We start from the raw sequence: 17295 nt of genomic DNA, 5'->3' as shown, positions 1-17295 counted from the left end.
GCAGCGCCGGACAAGTCGAATCATGGCGGATATCGAGAACGACGGCCTGCTCAGCAACCCCAACAGGGCGATGATTTCGCCGCGCGAGGCCGCGGAGCAGCGCTGGGGCACGATGATCGCGCACCGCTATCGCGTCGAGGAGCTGCTCTCCTTCGACGAGATGGGGGCGCTGTACCGGGCACGCGACACCGAGCGCGGGGTGCCGTGCGCCCTGCGGATCTTGCCCGAGATCTACGCGCGCGACCCCGAGATCCGCGACCGCTTCCTGCGCGACGCCGAGGCGGCGCAGGTGCTGCAACACCCCAACATCATCGAGGTGTTCGGCACCGGCAAGCTCGACGACGGCGGCGTGTTCTCGGTGATGCAGCTGCTCGACGGGCAGAACCTGCGCGCCGTGCTCGACGAGGAGAAGCGCATCTCCGCCGGTCGGGCGGTCCACATCGCCAGCCAGGTGTGCCGCGCGCTGGGGACCGCCCACGACATGGGCATCATCCACCGCGACCTCAAGCCGAGCAACATCGTGCTGGTCACGCAGGACGGCGAGCTCGACGTGGTCAAGGTGCTCGACTTCGGCGTGTGCTCGCATATGGACAGCGAGCGCTCGGGCGTGTCGACGATCGACAAGCTGGTCGGCTCGACGGCCTACATGGCACCCGAGCAGGCGGCCGGCGAGGAGGCCGACCCGGTCTCCGACATCTACGCGCTCGGCACGGTGCTGTTCGAGATGCTGACCGGGCGGCTGCCGTACACCGGCCGCAACGACTACGACATCATGATGAAGAAGGGCCGCCAGGAGGCCCCGCGCGTCGACGAGCTGGTGCGCGACGTGCCGGCGGCGCTGGCCGACCTGGTGTCCCGCTGCCTGGCGCCCCGGCCCGAGAACCGGATCCGCTCGATGCGCGTGCTCGAGGTCGACCTCCTGCGCTCGCTCGACGCCCCGGCCGCGCCGCGAGCCGCTCGCTCGAGCGGCGACCTGTCCGAACGGTCAGCCGCGACGTCGCTCAGCTCGGGCTCGCTGCTGCCGCCGGCCGAGCCGGTGGCCGCGGTGTCGAACCCGAACATGATCCTGGCGAGCGCGTCGATGAGCGCGCCGCGGCCGGCCCCGGAGCCGCGCACGATCGTGGCGCCGGCCAAGGAGCACCCGCACGCGTGGTTGTGGCTGGTCGGCGCCGGCTCGATCGCAGTGGTGCTGGTGCTGTTCGGGCCGCGCCTGTTCGGCGGGTCCAAGCCACCGGCCGACGAGCCGCAGGCGCCCGTCGCAGCGACGCAGGACGTCGACGACTCGACGCCGCCCGAGCCGCCGAAGCCGATCGACCTGGCCATCCCGCAGGCGGTCGAGAACGTCGGCGACCCGCTGGTGCTGGCCGGGCGCGCCGACCTGGCGCTGGCCGAGGGCCGCTTCTGCCAGCCGGCCGGCGAGTGCGTGCGCGACTACCTGGCGGCGCTCAAGGAGATCGACCCGAAGCACGAGGCGATCGAGCGGCTGACGCAGAAGATGCCGGCGGCGGCGCTCGACACCGGCCGGAAGGCGCTGACCGAGAAGCGCTTCCACGACGCGGGCCAGGTGTTCCGCTGCGTGATGGCGCTGGCCCCCGAGACCCCGGGCATGAAGGAGCTGCTGGCCGAGGCGCTGATCGGCGAGGGCAAGATCCTGCGGCTGATGAAGGCCTGGGACGAGCTGGCGGCGCTGCTCGAGGAGTACGAGAAGCTCGGCGTGAAGCCCGGCTTCGACGCGCTGGTGCTCAAGGGCCAGGGGATGGCCGGCAAGGGCCGCTGGCAAGAGTCCGTCGACGCCTATTCCGCCGCCGCGAAGCTGCGGTCGAACGACAAGGACGTGAAGAAAGCGCTCGACGAGGCCAAGCAGCAGCTCAAGAGCGCCGGGAAGAAGTGATATGAACTTCGGGGCATGTCGATAAGGCATGTCCCGAAGGTTGAGGGCTCTCATCGCGTCTCCCTGGATTTAGGGACATGTTCTGAGGAGCATGTCCTGAAAGCCATGGAGAGCGGGAGGCCGGACCTCGCGGGGTTCTTCCTCGGCGCCCTCCGAGAGCCCGTCCTTTCGACATGGTCGATAGGACATGCTCTTTAGAACATGGTCAGAAGCGCATCCACACGCCGAGGTCGATCTCGACGGTGGCGCCCGGGCTGACGGCGCCGCGGACCCGCGGCCACACGCGCTGGCGCAGGCACGCGGTGAGGGCCGGGCTGAGGGACTCGCGGCCCTTCACCTCCATGCGGGCGAGGCCGCCGGTGGCGGTGAGGTGGACGACCAGCACGAGCTTGCGGTGGACGCGATAGGTGGTGCGGCCGGCGTCGAGGAAGCACTGGGCCAGCGGCTCGGCGTCGGCGCGCAGGAGGGCGCGCAGGCGGTCGCTCTCGGCGTCGCTCGGCCCGTTGACGGCGGCGATCCGGGCGCGGGCGTACGGCTCGACGGCGACGAAGCCGCGGCCGGGGTCACCGAGCGCGTCGGATAGCGCCGGCGGGGTGGGGCCGCCGAAGGCCGAGCCGTCGCCGGGCAGGCCGTCGACGACGTAGCGCGACTCGGCGCCGGTGCTGCCGCCGAGGCGGATGCCGGCGGTGTCGCGGCTGGCGGTGGGGGCCATGTCGACGACCGCGGTGAAGTCCCGCGAGGTGCCGCCGACCGGGATGTAGCGGGCCTGGTCCATGCGGATCTTTGTGACCCGGGCGGCGTCGACGACGACGCGTCCTTCCGTGCCGTGGACCGCTTCGATCGGCTGGACGACCTCGACTGCGAGGCCCTCGACGCGGCGCGAGCGGTCGACTGCGACCAGGCTGGTGTAGGCGGTGACGAGGTGGTGCTGCAGGCCGAGCTGCAGGATGTCGCGGCGCGCCTGCAGCTCGACGTCCGCCGAGGTCGTGGTCGCGCGGGTGAGGTCGAGCGCGCCGATCTGCTCGCGGGCCCACAGGCGCGCGAGGGTGCGGCTCGACTCGCCGCTGGCGACGACCTCGATCGGGAAGGTGACGGAGCGCTCGCCCGCGCGGGCGCGCAGGCGCAGCTCGGTCGGCGCGGCGCCGGTGTAGCGGCCGTGGACGACGAGGGGGTGGCTGGCCAAAAGGTCAGGTGGCAGCGAGGTCGAGAGGTCGCGCGGCGCGAGGGTGCCCCAGTCGACCGTGATGTCGGTGAGCACGGGGGCGTCGATGGTGCGCTCGATGACCTGAGCGGCGCGCGCGAGGTCGGCGGGGCCGCGGACGTGCAGGGAGGCGCCGTCGCCGGCCCTGGCCACTGCGGCGATCAGGTGGCTGTTGGGCGCCTCGCCGATGCCGACGCCGAACACGCGCGCGCGACGGCCCTCGGCGCGCTGGCGCTCGAGCAAGCCGCGGGCGCTGCGGGCGATCTGGTCCTCCTCGCCGATGTAGAGCAACGCCGCGGTGTGGCCGGCTTCGCGGGCCGCGCCGTACTCGGACCGCGCCTGCGCGCGCTCGCGGATCTGGGCCTCGATCGTGCGCGCGCCGACGATCATCCGCATGTCGGTGACCGCGCTGTTCTCGGGCAAGGGGAAGGTGTAGACGGCGTCGAGGACGGCGGCGTTGTCGTTGACGAAGCGCTGGCGGACCACGACCTCGGCGACGGGGCCGCGCAGGTGCGCCCGCACGTCGGTGTTGCGCAGCGGCAAGGCGACGCCGGCGTGCAGCAGCTGCGGGAGGGCGCCGGGATCGGTGTAGACGACGTCGCGCACGCCCTCGGGATCGACGACGACGAGCGGCGGCGCGGGCCGAAGCGGGGTGACTTCCGTGCGGACTGCCAGGTCGAGCTGCTGCCAGTCGGGCTCCGGCAACAGCTCGGGGTGCGCGACGGACGTCGCGGTGCGACTACACGCGAGGAGGATGCCGAGACCGAACAGCGCGGACAGCCGGATCGTCATGTGATCGGGTGTAGCGCGCGCCGAACCACCGCGGCACCGACTGCGATCGGACAGGCCGCGCCGCAGGCTCGCCGCGAAACATCTACAAACATGTTTATAAGGACATGTACTTTGGAGAATGTCCAAGAGGACACGTCATCGCCGGCGGACGATGATGCGCACGGACCCGGCAGCCGCTGGAGCGGCGGGCCGCATTCGCGGACGAGCACGCGGCGAGCTCGCTCGCTGCCGGGTGAAGCGTGGGCGCAGGCGAGCAGGAGCGAGGTGGCGAGCCAGACACAGAGACCGCATGAGCCGGGCGGCGTACCCACCATGCCTTCGGTGTAGCGCGGAGCGGGGATGGCCCCTCCGACGCCGATCGGACCGGCGAGGACTCCAGCGCGACGGCTCGGTGTGCCCGAGCAACACATCGAGGTGGGGCGGTTCGCCGAGGGGGCGAGCGAGCGGACTTCAGCGCGAAGCCTGGGCGCGCACGAGCTCGTCGAGCATCTGCAGCAGCGCGTCGAGGTCGGGCGGCTTGCCGAGGTGGCGGTCGAAGCCGGCGTCCCGGGCCCGCTGACGATCTTCGGGCGAGGCGTAGCCGGTGAGCGCGACCAGCTTCGTCGCGCGCTGGGCCGGATCGGCCCGGATCGCGCGCGCCACCTCGTAGCCGTCCATGCCCGGCAGGCCGATGTCGCAGACCACGACGTCGGGTCGGAACACCCGCGCAGTGGCCAGGCCCTCGGGGCCAGAGTGGGCGAGGCAGACCTCGTGGTCGCCGAGCTCCAGCGCGTCCTTCAAGGTCTCGGCGGCGTCGAGGTTGTCCTCGATGACGAGGATCCGCCCGAGAGAGGCGCGGCCCGGCGCGGGGGATGATGGGGCTTCGATCGCGGGCGCAGCGATCGCGGGCAGCCGGACCTCGAACTCCGCGCCCTGGTTCGGCCCCTCGCTCGCGGCACGGACATCGCCCCCGTGCAGCTCGACCAACCCCTTGACCAGCGCGAGGCCAAGACCGAGGCCGCCGCGGCTGCGATCGAGGGTGGTGTCGGCCTGCATGAACGGGCTGAAGAGGCGGGGCAGCATGTCGGCTTCGATGCCCATCCCGCTGTCGCGGATGTGGACGCGCACCTCGGTCTCGTCCGCAGTGACCGAGGCCCTGGCCCACCCGCCGGGGCCGGTGAACTTGGCCGCGTTCTGCAGCAGGTTGCCGACGATCTGCGACAGCCGCGTGGGGTCGCCGTCGACCCACGCGGGTCGGTCGGCGAGGGTGAGCTCCAGCGACACGTTGCTCCGGTCGAATACCGAGCGGTGGTCCTCGACAGTGCGGCGCACCAGCTCGTTCATCTCCACCGCAGTGCGCCGCAGCTGGATCTTTTTCCGCGAGATCCGGGTGACGTCGAGCAGGTCGTCGACGAGCCGCGTCATGTGCTCGATCTGGCGCTCGATCACTCGCTCCGCGCGGCGGGCTCGCTCGCTCCCCGGGGTGGCGCGCGAGAGGACGTAGAGGCTGTTCTTGATCGGCGCCAGCGGGTTGCGCAGCTCGTGCGAGAGCACGGCGAGGAACTCGTCCTTGCGGCGGTCGGCCTCCCGCAGGGCCTCGGCGAGGGCGCGGTGGCGTTCCTCGCTGGCGCGCAGGGCCGCCTCGGTGCGCTTGGCGTCGTGGATGTCGGTCGAGGTGCCGTACCAGCGGACGATCCGGCCGGCCTCGTCGCGCACCGGGAGCGCGCGGCCGAGGAACCACCGGTACTCGTCGGTGTGGGGGAACTTGAAGCGGTACTCGATCTGGAACGGCTCGCCGCTGTGCACCGACTCGTACCAGAGGTCGAGGCAGCGCTGCTGATCGTCGGGGTGGAGCACGCGCACCCAGCTGCCCTCGGTGAGCGTGCCCTCCGGGGTGCCGCTGAGCTCGTACCACCTGCGGTTGTAGTAGTAGGGGCTGCCGTCGGGCTGGCAGGCCCAGACGATCTGGGGCATCGAGTCGGCGAGCTGCTGGAACTTCACCTCGCTCGCGCGCACCGCCGCGAGGGTCATGCGGGTCTCCGCGGTCAGACGCTCGGCCTCCTTGGCGGCGCGGGCGGCGGCGATCCGCGCCTCGACGTCGCGTGCCCGCCCCGCCCGCACGGAGCCGGACACGACGCTGATGATCGACCCCGCGATCAGGAACGCGACGAGCTGCAGCGCGTCCTTCTGGCTCGGTTCGTCGCCGGACGTCAGGATCCACGCGCCGATGCCTATCGTCGCCAACGCGGTCGAGACCAGCGCGGGTGCGGCGCCAGTGACCTGCGCGGACAGCGAGAGGACCGCGAGCGGCACGGCGAAGTAGATGCCGCCGAGCGGGCCGGCGAGCGCGAGGGCGAAGAACACGGCCGCCGCGGCGCTGGCGAGGGAGAGCGGCCACCTCGCCGCCGGCTCGAGGCTCGCGCGCGCCGAAGAACTCTCGCTGGGGGAACGGTCGCCGGTCGTCATCCCGACCCTCGCGTCGAGGTCACAGGGTAACGCCGGGGGCGGCGTCATGCCGCCTTGATGCCGCGCGCGTGCGACCGGCCTCGGCGACGCCGGGTCTGCGCTGCCGTGGTTCGGCGGGCGAATTGCCGCGGGTCACGGAAGACCGCAGATGTCCCGAAAGACATGTCGCCGCCGGCCGCGGGCGCGGTGCGACCTGCAAGGGGTCGACGGCACCGGCGCGGCGAGCGGCGCGCCCGCGGCTCAGGCGGCGATGTAGCCGAGCACGAGGTAGACGAACAGGAAGCCGGTGATCACGACCATCGCGCCGCCGAGGCCCCACTCCTTGAACATGCGGGCCTCTTGCGGGGGCGAGTAGACGGTGTCCTTGACCATCTGCGGGATGTTGCCGAACAGGTAGTCGAAGAACTCGCGGAAGGCGAGGACGACCGGGCGCAGGAGGTGCTGCCACACGCCGGGGAACAGGCGGCGGTAGAACCAGTCGGCGTCGAGGGTGATCGTCAGCGTGCGCTTCAGGACCGGGAGCAGGGCGAAGAACGCCAGGCCCGAGAACAGCAGCAGCTGCAGCTGGTTGATGACGTGCGGGACGGTGTAGGGCGCGTACAGCGTCTCGCCCGCGGCGGCCGGGAACGGGAGGATGGCGTAGAGCGGGCCGTAGAGGCCGGGGACGCCGAGGAGGATGCAGACCGCGGCGAAGAAGATCATCGCCGCGCGCATGTTCCACGGCGGGTCGGGCGGGCGCAGGCCCGAGTCCTTCTGGAAGAACACGAACCACGGGAACTTGATGCCGGCGTGCAGGAACACGCCGGCCGAGGCCGCGGTCAGGGTGAACCAGGCCAGCGCGATGTGCTCGTCGGCGGCGGCCTGGTTGATCATCGACTTGGTGACGAAGCCCGAGGTCAGCGGGAATGACGAGATGGCGAGCGCGCCGATGATGCCGCACGTCATCGTGATCGGCATCGAGTGGTAGAGGCCGCCGAGGTCGGTGCACTTGCGCTTGCCGGTCATGTAGAGGACCGAGCCGGCCGACATCAGCAGCAGCGCCTTGTAGACGATGTGGGCGAACGCGTGGGCGGCGGCGCCGTTGAGCGCCATGGCGGTGCCGATGCCGATCCCGCAGACCATGAACCCGACCTGGTTGACGATCGAGTAGGCGAGGATCCGCCGCATGTCGTTCTCGAGGATGGCGTAGACGATGCCGTACACCGCCATCAACAGGCCGACGTAGATCAGCAGCTGGGTGCCCGCGAACAGCAGCATCAGCACGTAGACTGCCGTCTTCGTGGTGAAGGCCGAGAGGAACACGGTGCCGCTCTCGGACGCCTCCGGGTAGGCGTCGGCCAGCCACGAGCCGAGCGGCGGGGCGGCGGCGTTGACGAGGATGCCGAGCAAGATCAGCCAGGCGGCCGCGTCACCTGCTCCGAAGGACAGGCCCTCGAAGCCGGCCGCGCCGAAGAAGAAGTGGTGCAGCGCCAGCGGATCGGCCACGCCCGCGCCCTGCAGCGCGAACACCTTGGCGAGGATGCCGGCCATCAGCAGCACGCCGCCGACGAAGTGGACCAGGGCGTAGCGGTAGCCGGCGCGCCCGGCGGCCTTGGTGCCGGCGCTCCAGATCACCGTGGTCGAGCCGATCGCCATCAGCTCCCAGAAGATGAAGAGGCTGAGGATGTCGCCGGCGAAGGTGACGCAGATGGCCGAGCCGGCGTAGACGAAGGCGGCCGGCAGCTCGACGCGCCAGCGGCGGCCGCGTTCGCTGTCGAGGCCGGTGATCGGGTGGGCGAACAGGGCCCCGGCGAAGGCCATCACCGCGAAGATGGTGGCGAACACCTTGGTGGGCGGGTTGAAGGCCAGGACCGTGAGGTCGTACTGGCCCATGAACGGCATGGTGACGGTGAGGTCGTCGGGGATGCCCCAGATGAACCCCAGCGTCAGCAGCGGCAGCAGCAGCGCGACCGCCGGGCCGAGCCCGCGCAGCAGCGGGAGCAACAGGCCGCCGAGGACCAGGATGATGCCCGGAGGAGGCAGGCCGACCGCGTCAGTCATCGTAGAAGGTGTCCTTCCGCTTCAAGATCAGGCCGACGACGAACTTCGACACCAGGACCATGACGGCGCACACGCCGAAGCCGTACCAGGAGTAGAAGCCGAACGTGCCGTCGACGCCGAAGTGGGCGTGGTGGTGCGGGTCCCGCATGACCCAAAAGTCAGCCAGCACCAGCAGCGCCAGCACCACCAGCGAGACGGTCCACAGCTTGCGTATGGTCCGAGGATCTTCGAGGCTCATGGCAGGCCGCTCCGGAGCTGGTTCGCCAACCCGATGGCGAGGTCGCTGTAGAAGAAGAAGACGATGGTGGCCAGGGCCGTGCAGGACAGCGCGACCACGACCGGCCACGGCGCCTCGCCGTGGTCGTGGGCGTCGTGGCCGTGGTGGTCGCCGTGGTCGCCGAAGTTGCCGTCGGCCGAGGACTGGTGCGGCTCGTGGTGGGGCTTGGCCTCGGCGACGAAGAAGGCGCGGTAGACGATCGGCAGGAAGTAGGCGGCGTTGAGCAGGGTCGAGAGGATGACGACGACCAGCACGAACGGGGCGTCGGTCTCCCAGGTGGCCTGCAGCAGGTACCACTTGCTGACGAAGCCGGCCGTCGGCGGCAGGCCGATCATCGACAGCGAGCCGATGGTGAACGCGGCCATGGTGATCGGCATGCGCCGGCCGATGCCGTCGAGCTGGCTGATCTCGGTCTTGTGCGCGGCCGTGTAGATCGAGCCCGCCGCGAAGAACAGGGTGATCTTGCCGAACGCGTGGGCGGCGATGTGCAACGCCGCCGCGGTGATCGACAGCGGCGACAGCAGGGCCGCGGCGATGATGACGTAGCTGAGCTGGCTGACCGTGGAGTAGGCGAGCCGCCGCTTGAGGTTGTCCTGGAACAGGGCGATGCAGCTGGCGATCAGGATGGTCGCGCCGGCGACGTAGATCAGCCAGTCGCCGACGCCGTAGCGCACCAGGACGGCCGGCCCGAACACGTAGACGATGACTTTGAGGACGGTGAAGACGCCGGCCTTCACGACCGCCACCGCGTGCAGCAGCGCCGACACCGGGGTCGGGGCGACCATGGCGGCCGGCAGCCAGCGGTGCACCGGCATCAGCGCAGCCTTGCCGATCCCGTACATGTAGAGGACGAAGAGAATCCCGAGCGTGGGCGCCGTCAGGCTCCCATCGGCCAGCGCGCGGCGGAACACGCCGCCTGGCCGGAAGGTCATGTCACCGCCGGTGAACACGTAGGTGCCGATGATGCCGGCCAGCAGGAAGCACACCGAGGTGACGACGAGGATCCCGAGGTAGGTGCGGGCCGAGCGGATGGCCTCGGCGCTGCCCTTGTGAGCGACCAGCGGGTAGGTGGTGAGCGTCAGCGCCTCGTAGAAGACGAACAGGGTGAACAGGTTGCCGGCGAAGGCGAGGCCCATGACGCTGGCGATCGCCAGGGCGAAGCACACGTAGAACCGGGTCTGGTTCTTCTCGTGGTTGCCGCGCATGTAGCCGATCGAGTAGATCGAGTTGAGGATCCACAGGCTGCTGGCGATCAGCGCGAACAGCATGCCGAGCGGCTCGACCTTGAGCTCGAGCCACACGCCCGGCAGGACCTCGGCGAGCTTGAGCCCGGGGGCCTTGGCGAAGCTGGCCCAGAAGCCGTCGGCGAGCACCGCCGGGGCCATGCCGGCGACCACGTACAGGAGCACGCCGGCGGTCAGCAGGGTGACGAGCTCGCGCAGGTTGGGCCAGCGGCCTGCGAGCGAGATGAGCAGGGCGCCGAGCAGCGGGATGTAGAGCGCCAGCAGCTGCGGGCTCACGTCGAAGTGGATCATGGGGCCCCTCCGAGCAGGCTCTTGGCGGCGCGCATGCTGATCTCGCCGGTGAAGGTGGCGGACACGCCGAAGTAGACGCTGGCGCCGATGAGGATCCACATCGGCGCGACCATCGACAGCGGGGCCTCGGTGACCAGGGCGCTCTCGCCCTCGGGCTCCTGGAAGTACGCGGCCTCGACGACGCGCCAGGTGTAGGCGACGGCGAGCAGCGAGCCGACCAGGACGACCGCGGCGACCGGCCACATGTGCGGGGCCTCGAGGGCGCCCTGCACGAGGTACCACTTCGAGATGAAGCCGGCGGTCAGCGGGAAGCCGACCAGGCCGAGGCCGCCGGCGACGAAGGCGGCCATGGTCAGCGGCATGCGCTTGCCGAGGCCGCGGATCGAGCGCAGGTCGCAGCGACCGAGGCGGTACATGATGGCGCCGGCGGCCATGAACATGCCGCCCTTCATGACCGCGTGGTTGAAGATGTGGACGACCGAGCCGGCGACGCCGTGGACGTTGGCGAGCGAGAAGCCGGCGACGATGTAGCCGAGCTGGCCGACCGAGGAGTAGGCGAGCATGCGCTTCAGGTTGGTCTGGCGCACCGCGGTGACGCCGGTGACGAGGATGCCGGCGCAGGCGGCGACGCTGAGCACGAGGTTGGCCGGCATGGCCACGAACGAGAAGCCGACGCCGAAGATCGTAAACAGGAAGCGGAAGGCCATGTAGATGCCGACCTTCGTCGCCGTGGCCGACAGCAGGGCGCTGACGGCCGAGGGCGCGTAGGTGTAGGCCTTCGGCAGCCACATGTGCAGCGGGAACAGGGCCATCTTGAGGCCGAGGCCGCACAGCAGGAACGCGAACGCGACCAGGACAGTGCGGTGGTGGACGATGTCCGGCAGGGCCGCGAGGCGGTCGTGCATGTCCTCCATGTTGAGCGTGCCGGTGACCATCATCAGGTAACCGATGCCGAGGAGGATGAAGCTGGCGCCGACCGAGCCGAGGATCAGGTAGCGCAGGCTGGCGGTGAGCGCCTGGCGGTTCATGTCCTTGCCCATGGCGATCAGCGCGTACACGGTGAGCGAGCTGATCTCGAGCAGGACGTAGACGTTGAAGGCGTCGCCGGTGACCGTGATGCCCAGGAGGCCGCAGATCGCCAGGACCCACACCGCGTAGAAGAAGTTGTGGCGGTCCTGCGGGATCTCCTTCTCCACGCTCTTCTGGGCGTACAGCGTGGTGACGAAGCCGACGCCGGCGACCGTGAGCAGGATGAAGGCGTTGAGCGCGTCGACGCGGTACTCGATGCCCCACTGGCGCGGCCAGTTGCCGAGCTCGTAGGAGATGAAACCTGTCTTTGCGGCCAGGACCTGCTGCATCAGCAGGACGGTGAAGTAGAACACCACGCCGGTGATGAGGGTGGCCCACGCCCACGGGCCCTTGCCGCGGCCCATGGCGATCGTCAGGATGCCGCCGATCAGCGGGGTGGTGACGACCAGGACGGGGAGGTTGGGGACGATCTCGAAAGCATCAAGCATGGTGATGCCCCTCCAGCTTGTGCTCGACGTCGTCGGCGGCGTCGGTGACCTGGCCGCGCTGGTAGTCGGCGCGCTTGTCGGCCTGGTCCATCGCCTCGATCTCGTCGTACTCGATGGTGCCGTAGGTGCGCTTGATGTTGATGATGAGCGCCAGCGCGACCGCGAGGACGCTGACGCTGACGACGATGGCCGTCAGGATCAGGACGTGCGGCAGCGGGTTGTCGTAGGGGCCCTCGTACTTCTGGGCCCCGTCGAGGATGGTGGTCCACACCGGCGCGGTGCCGCCGTCGATCACCGCCATCGAGATGTAGTAGAGGAAGATCCCCGTCTGGAACAGGCCCAGCGCGATCGCCTGCTTGATCAGGTTGGGCTTGGCGATCACGCCGTAGAGCCCGATCATCATCAAGACGACGTAGATCCAGTAGTTGTAGATCCCGAGAGCACCGGTCACGTGGAGCGCTCCTCCGCGAGCTGATTGAAGATCGTGAGCATGACCATGCTGACGGTGATGCCGACGCCGTACTCGACGAGGGTCATCCCCAGCGACTCGCCGTCGCCCGGCAGCTCCTTGTTGAGCATCGAGTAGTCGAGGAACTTGCCGCCCAGCAGCATGCAGACCGCGCCCGTGCCGCTGTAGATCAGCACGCCCACGCCGGCGAGGATGTCGCTGACCGGCGGCGGGACCACGCGGTAGAGCGCGGCGCGGCCGAAGATCAGCGCGTAGAGGATGAACGCGGTCGCCAGCACCACGCCGCCCTGGAAGCCGCCGCCGGGGCCGAGCTCGCCGTGGGTGATGACGTAGAAGCCGAAGATCAGGATGAAGGGGATCGACAGCTTGGTGACGACGCGGAGGATGACCTGGTCGCTCATCACTGCGCCGGGCTGCAGGTAGCCCTCGCGCCGCGGCCGGCGCAGCAGGAGGATCAGGCTGACGCCGGCGGTGAAGATGACGGTGGTCTCGAACATGGTGTCGTAGCCGCGGTAGGCCGCGAGCAGCGAGGTGACCGAGTTCGGGACGTGGCCGTTGAAGTCGTCGGGCGGGTGGAGGTGATGACCCTCCTCGGCGTGCGGCTCGTGCGCCGCGCGGACCTGCGGGACCATCAGGCCGTAGGTCTGCAGGATCGACTTCTCGCGCCAGGCGGTGTCCTTGGGGTCGGCGGGGATGGGCCCGGCGACGCGGCCGTCGAACCGGCGGTAGCGCTCGAGGTCGAAGCCCTCGGGCGGCTTCTGCTTGCCCGGCGTGCCGTTCACGAAGCCGACTGTCTGGGCCATCATCTCCGGCACGCGGTAGTGGTGGATCGGCGCGGCGGGGTCGCCGAAGCGCGGCATGTCGAGGGTGCCGTAGATCAGCGCGGCGCCCGTCAACGCGGTGAAGATGAGGGCCGGGAGGTGGAGCCGCTTCTTGATCGGCTTCTCCTCGCGCCCGACGTGGACGATGGTGCCGATCAGGAGGATCGTGCTGATGCCGCCGCCGACGGCCGCCTCGGTGAACGAGACGTCCATCGAGTGCATGTTGACCCAAACCAGCGCCATCAAGAGGCTGTAGATGCCGGTGAGGATCGAGGAGGCGTAGAGGCTGCGGACCTCGACGATCGCCACCGCGGTGGCGGTGACGAGCAGGAGGAGGAGGGCGTCGATGATGACGACTGCGGTCACTGGCCGCCTCCTCGCGTCCACGGGCGCAGGCCGTCGAGGTGCGCGGCCTTGGTGATGGCGAAGGTGGCGGTCGGGGCGACGATCAGGAGGATGAAGGCGACCATCATCAGCTTGACCTGGGTCAGCACGTCGGGCGTGACGAACACGAGGCCCAGCAGGATGAGCACCTGGGCCAGCGAGTCGGTCTTGCCGGCCGCGTGCAGGCGCGCGTAGAAGTCGGGGAACTTGAGGACGCCGTAGGAGCCGGAGAAGCTGATGACGCAGCCGAGCGCGAGCAGGACGGTACAGACGACTTCGTTCCAGTGCATGGCTAGTCGAGCCGACCTTTCTCGATGTACTTGAGGATCGCGATCGTGGTGATGAAGGTGATCAGCGCGTAGATGATCGCCATGTCGATGAACTCGGTCCGGCCGCTGATGTAACCGAGCAGGGTGACGAACACGATCGTCTTGGTGCCGATCGCGTTGGTGGCGAGGATCGTGTCGTAGACCGTCGGGCCGGCCAGCGCGCGGTAGAGCAGCATGAAGGCGCCGACGATCAGGACGACGGCGGTGATCAAGTAGATCGTGGACATCAACCGCCCTCCAGGCGCTTGCAGTGGCGCTCCATGTCACCCTCGATCAGGCTGTCCTCGCCCTCCTTGGTGAGCGAGTGGATCAGCATCTCCGTCTGGGTCACCTGCATGGTCACGGTGCCCGGCGTGAGGGTGATCGAGTTGGCGTAGGTGACGGTGACGAAGCCGGCGCGGGTGCTGTAGGCGATCCGCGTGAGGCGGGGATCGATGGGCATGTCGGCGGCCCAGATCCGCTTCAGCACGTCCCAGTTGGCGAGGAGGACCTGCCAAATGATGTAGGGGACGTACAGCAGCAGACCCACGTAGTAGCGCGCGGGGGCGCCCTCGTCGTCGACGAGCCCCATCCGGCTCGCCATCCACACCACGAAGGCGATGCAGACGACGCCGCAGGTGATGAGAAAGGTGTTGTGGAACTGTCCGGACAGCAGCGCCCAGTAACCGGCCAGGAGGATGACAAGCGATAAGGCGCGCATCATCGGGTAACGTACCCTATCCCGTTTGCGCCATGCGTGCCTAGTCGAAAATTCGCGGCAGGCAAGACGTGTCGCGGGCGACAGGTCGCCGATGCCGCGCGCCGAGCGGCGGGCGATTTCAGGCGCACGGCGTTCGCAAGCGACGCACGCATGGAAGTCCCCGCCGGCGAACGGGGCTAAAATCCGCGGCCGTGAACGGCCAGGACAATTCGCGATCCACTAAGACCGCCACGCGGTCGCCGAACAGCCGCTCGGTGCTCGTACACCTGGGCTGGCCGCTCCTGTGCGAGCGCCTCGCCGAACACCTGCGCACCCCGATGGCCCGCTCGCTGCTGCAGGCCGAGGTGGCGGCGGAGCTGGCCCAGAAGCAGTACGAGCCCGACGCGGCGCCGGTGCTGCGGCGGACGTCCGAGCCGGCGCAGGTGCGAACGCTGCTCGCCGAGCAGGACGGGCTGCAAGCGATCCTGGCGGTGCAGGCCTCGCTGACCCGCGAGTCCGGGGTCCCCGGCAATCTGGCGGACGCGCTGGGGGCTTTGACCGACATCTCTGATGCCGTGGTGCGCGCCAGCCGCGGGGTGATGCTTCTGCCCGCAGAACTGCTCGCAGCCCTGCGCCAATTGCAGGCGGTGAAGCTGTGCGTGGATCTGCACGCGGCGGTCGCGGCCGAGCGCGGGTACGCGAGCGATCCCGGGGTGCTGACGCTGGCGACGCGCATCGGGGAGCTCCACCCCCAGCGCGATCTTGCGGCGGCGCTCGGCCGATCGATCGCCCCCGACGGCCCCGAAGGCGAGCCGTGGGTGGTCGACGGCGCGAGCCCCGGCCTGCAGAAGGCCCGGCAACGCGTGCGCGAGCTGAAGGCGTCGCTGATGAAGGCGGCCAGTCGCCTGGTCAAACAGACAGGTGTGTCCGAGGTGCTGCAGGACTCGTACTACACCGAGCGCGAGGGGAGGATCGTGCTGCCGGTCCGCGCCGACGCGTTCTCCCGCCGCGGCTCGCTGACCGGCATCATCCACGACAGCAGCGCGACCGGGCAGACGCTGTTCGTCGAGCCGTCGGAGCTGATCGAGGAGAACAACTCGCTGCGCGCGGCGCAGATGCAAGCGGCGGCCGAGGAGCGGCGGGTGCTCGAGCAGCTGAGCCGCAGCGTGGGGCAGGCGCACGCGCAGCTGCGCGGCAATCAACTGCAGCTGATCGCGCTCGATGCGATCCACGCGCGGTTGCGCTTCGCCGACGCGTACCACGGCCTCGCGCCCGAGGTCGGAGCTGCGACCGCGAGCGAGGACGAGGAGGCGATGGGGCGCTTCGAGCTGATCGCCGCGCGTCACCCGTTGATGGTGCTGTCGGGCGTCGAGGTGGTGCCCAACGACATCGTGCTCGAGGTCGGCTCGGCGCTGGTGATCAGCGGGCCCAACGCGGGCGGCAAGACGGTGGCCCTGAAGACGTTGGGGCTGTGCGCCCTGATGGCGCAGGCTGGGTTGCGCTTGCCGACGCGGCGGCCGGCGAGGCTGCCGCTGGTGCGGGCGATCGTGACGGACGTCGGCGACGACCAGTCGATCGCGGCCAACCTCAGCACGTTCTCGGCGCACATGCAGCACGTGTGCGCGGCGCTGGCGGCGGCGCAGGCCCTGCACGGCGGGACGCTGGTGATGCTCGACGAGATCGCGGTCGGCACCGATCCGGAGCAGGGCGCGGCGCTGGCCGAGGCCATCCTGCTGGCGCTGACGGAGGCCGGCGGGACGGTGGTGACGACGACGCACTACGAGCGGCTCAAGCTGCTGGCGCAGCGGTTCCCCGGGCGCTTCGTCAACGCGTCGGTGGGCTTCGACCTCGAGAAGCTGCTGCCGACGTTCCGCCTGCTGATCGGGGTGCCGGGGCCGTCGAGCGCGTTGACGGTGGCGCGCCGCCTGGGCCTGCCGGAGCCGGTGCTGCAGGTGGCCCAGGGGCTGATGGACGAGGGCCGGCTGCGCGTCGATCAACTGCTTCAAGAAGTGGTGGCGGAGCGCGACCGGTTGATCTCGACGCGGCAGGCGGTCGACCGCGAGCGGGCCGAGCTGCGCCGGCGCAATCAAGAGGTGGCGAAGCGCGAGGCCGCGGCGCTCGAGCAGGCGAAGAGCCGCAAGCAGAAGGCGTACGACGCGGCGTCGGCGGAGCTGCGGGCGCTGCACGCGGAGGTGGCGGAGCTGCGCAAGTCGGTGCGAAAGGCGGAGAAGGAGGGCAAGATCGACGTGGCCCTGGGAACTGCCAAGGAGGGGCTGCAGGCCGGGCGCGAGCAGCTGGCGGAGCGGCGCGAGCCGGCCGCCAAGGCGCCGGGCGAGCCGCCGGTGCAGCTGAGCCCGGGCGACCGGGTGATGGTGGTGTCGCTCGGCAAGGAGGGCGAGGTGCTGGCGGTGAAGGGCGAGCGCGCGGTGGTGCAGGTCGAGGCGCTGAAGACGACGGTGCCGCTGTCGGAGCTGCGCTCGCTGCGGGCGCCGACGCGCACGCGGGCGAAGGTGAAGCCGGGCGTGGCGGCGGCGATCCACCGCTGGGAGGTGCCGGACGCGATGCCGTCGACCGCGGGCAAGCACTTCGGCGAGGGCGCGGCGGCGATCGAGGTCGGCATCGACAACAGCGTGGATGTCCGCGGGGCGCGGGCCGACGACGCGCTGCGGGCGATCGACCGCTTCCTCGACGAGGCGATGCAGCGGGACCTCGAGGTGGTGGTGGTGATCCACGGGCACGGCACCGGGGCCTTGCGCAAGGCGGTGCGCGAGCACCTGGCCGAGCAGCCGTTCATCCACCGCACTCGCCCGGGCATGCAGCAGGAGGGCGGCGAGGGCGTGACCGTGGTATGGGTGCAGCCGTGATGGCCGCTCGCTCTCGATCGACCCGTTTGCAGGTGCAGCGACCGGCCGGCA

13 protein-coding genes are annotated in these 17295 nt (G+C 70.0%); 2 read left to right on the top strand and 11 right to left on the bottom strand.

Annotation, left to right across the window (positions count from 1 at the left end; translation table 11 throughout):
- Positions 1 to 22: 22 nt before the first annotated feature.
- Entirely contained in the window at positions 23 to 1891 is a 1869-nt protein-coding gene (locus tag OV090_RS33245) for a serine/threonine-protein kinase (protein WP_267708697.1), read from the top strand.
- Between the two features lie 205 nt (positions 1892 to 2096).
- On the opposite strand, the gene OV090_RS33240 is transcribed toward OV090_RS33245, so the two are convergent.
- The 11 genes from OV090_RS33240 to OV090_RS33190 form a co-directional block, all read right to left on the bottom strand.
- Positions 2097 to 3884 carry a VIT domain-containing protein gene (locus OV090_RS33240; protein WP_267708696.1) on the bottom strand — a complete coding sequence of 596 codons (1788 nt, stop codon included), beginning with the start codon at positions 3882 to 3884 and terminating at the stop codon, positions 2097 to 2099.
- 450 nt (positions 3885 to 4334) lie between these two features.
- Positions 4335 to 6377, bottom strand: coding sequence for an ATP-binding protein (locus OV090_RS33235; RefSeq protein ID WP_267708695.1), 2043 nt, complete (start codon positions 6375 to 6377; stop codon positions 4335 to 4337).
- Positions 6378 to 6569: 192 nt separating this feature from the next.
- Positions 6570 to 8369 (bottom strand): Na(+)/H(+) antiporter subunit D, encoded by a 1800-nt coding sequence (locus OV090_RS33230; protein WP_267708694.1) that lies wholly within the window; start codon positions 8367 to 8369, stop codon positions 6570 to 6572.
- A complete protein-coding gene (locus OV090_RS33225; RefSeq protein ID WP_267708693.1) occupies positions 8362 to 8607 on the bottom strand; it encodes a hypothetical protein in 246 nt (81 codons plus the stop codon). Before OV090_RS33225 ends, OV090_RS33230 begins: the two co-directional genes overlap by 8 nt.
- Positions 8604 to 10181 (bottom strand): monovalent cation/H+ antiporter subunit D family protein, encoded by a 1578-nt coding sequence (locus OV090_RS33220; protein ID WP_267708692.1) that lies wholly within the window; start codon positions 10179 to 10181, stop codon positions 8604 to 8606. Before OV090_RS33220 ends, OV090_RS33225 begins: the two co-directional genes overlap by 4 nt.
- Positions 10178 to 11698, bottom strand: coding sequence for a monovalent cation/H+ antiporter subunit D family protein (locus OV090_RS33215; RefSeq protein ID WP_267708691.1), 1521 nt, complete (start codon positions 11696 to 11698; stop codon positions 10178 to 10180). Before OV090_RS33215 ends, OV090_RS33220 begins: the two co-directional genes overlap by 4 nt.
- Positions 11691 to 12149 carry a cation:proton antiporter subunit C gene (locus OV090_RS33210; RefSeq protein WP_267708690.1) on the bottom strand — a complete coding sequence of 153 codons (459 nt, stop codon included), beginning with the start codon at positions 12147 to 12149 and terminating at the stop codon, positions 11691 to 11693. Before OV090_RS33210 ends, OV090_RS33215 begins: the two co-directional genes overlap by 8 nt.
- Positions 12146 to 13354, bottom strand: coding sequence for a Na(+)/H(+) antiporter subunit B (locus OV090_RS33205; RefSeq protein ID WP_267708689.1), 1209 nt, complete (start codon positions 13352 to 13354; stop codon positions 12146 to 12148). The genes OV090_RS33210 and OV090_RS33205 overlap by 4 nt, the downstream gene beginning before the upstream one ends.
- On the bottom strand, positions 13351 to 13662 hold the full coding sequence (gene mnhG, locus OV090_RS33200) for a monovalent cation/H(+) antiporter subunit G (RefSeq protein ID WP_267708688.1): 312 nt from the start codon (positions 13660 to 13662) through the stop codon (positions 13351 to 13353). Before mnhG ends, OV090_RS33205 begins: the two co-directional genes overlap by 4 nt.
- Positions 13663 to 13664: 2 nt before the next feature.
- Positions 13665 to 13928, bottom strand: coding sequence for a monovalent cation/H+ antiporter complex subunit F (locus tag OV090_RS33195; protein WP_267708687.1), 264 nt, complete (start codon positions 13926 to 13928; stop codon positions 13665 to 13667).
- On the bottom strand, positions 13928 to 14401 hold the full coding sequence (locus OV090_RS33190) for a Na+/H+ antiporter subunit E (protein WP_267708686.1): 474 nt from the start codon (positions 14399 to 14401) through the stop codon (positions 13928 to 13930). Before OV090_RS33190 ends, OV090_RS33195 begins: the two co-directional genes overlap by 1 nt.
- Before the next feature lie 254 nt (positions 14402 to 14655).
- Between OV090_RS33190 and OV090_RS51115 the strand changes: the two genes are divergently transcribed.
- Positions 14656 to 17244 (top strand): Smr/MutS family protein, encoded by a 2589-nt coding sequence (locus tag OV090_RS51115; protein WP_267708685.1) that lies wholly within the window; start codon positions 14656 to 14658, stop codon positions 17242 to 17244.
- Positions 17245 to 17295 lie beyond the last annotated feature (51 nt).

This window comes from Nannocystis sp. RBIL2, from assembly GCF_026626745.1.
In the GTDB taxonomy this organism is placed as follows: Bacteria; Myxococcota_A; Polyangia; order Nannocystales; family Nannocystaceae; genus Nannocystis.
This window is presented reverse-complemented; position numbering and strand designations above follow the sequence as displayed.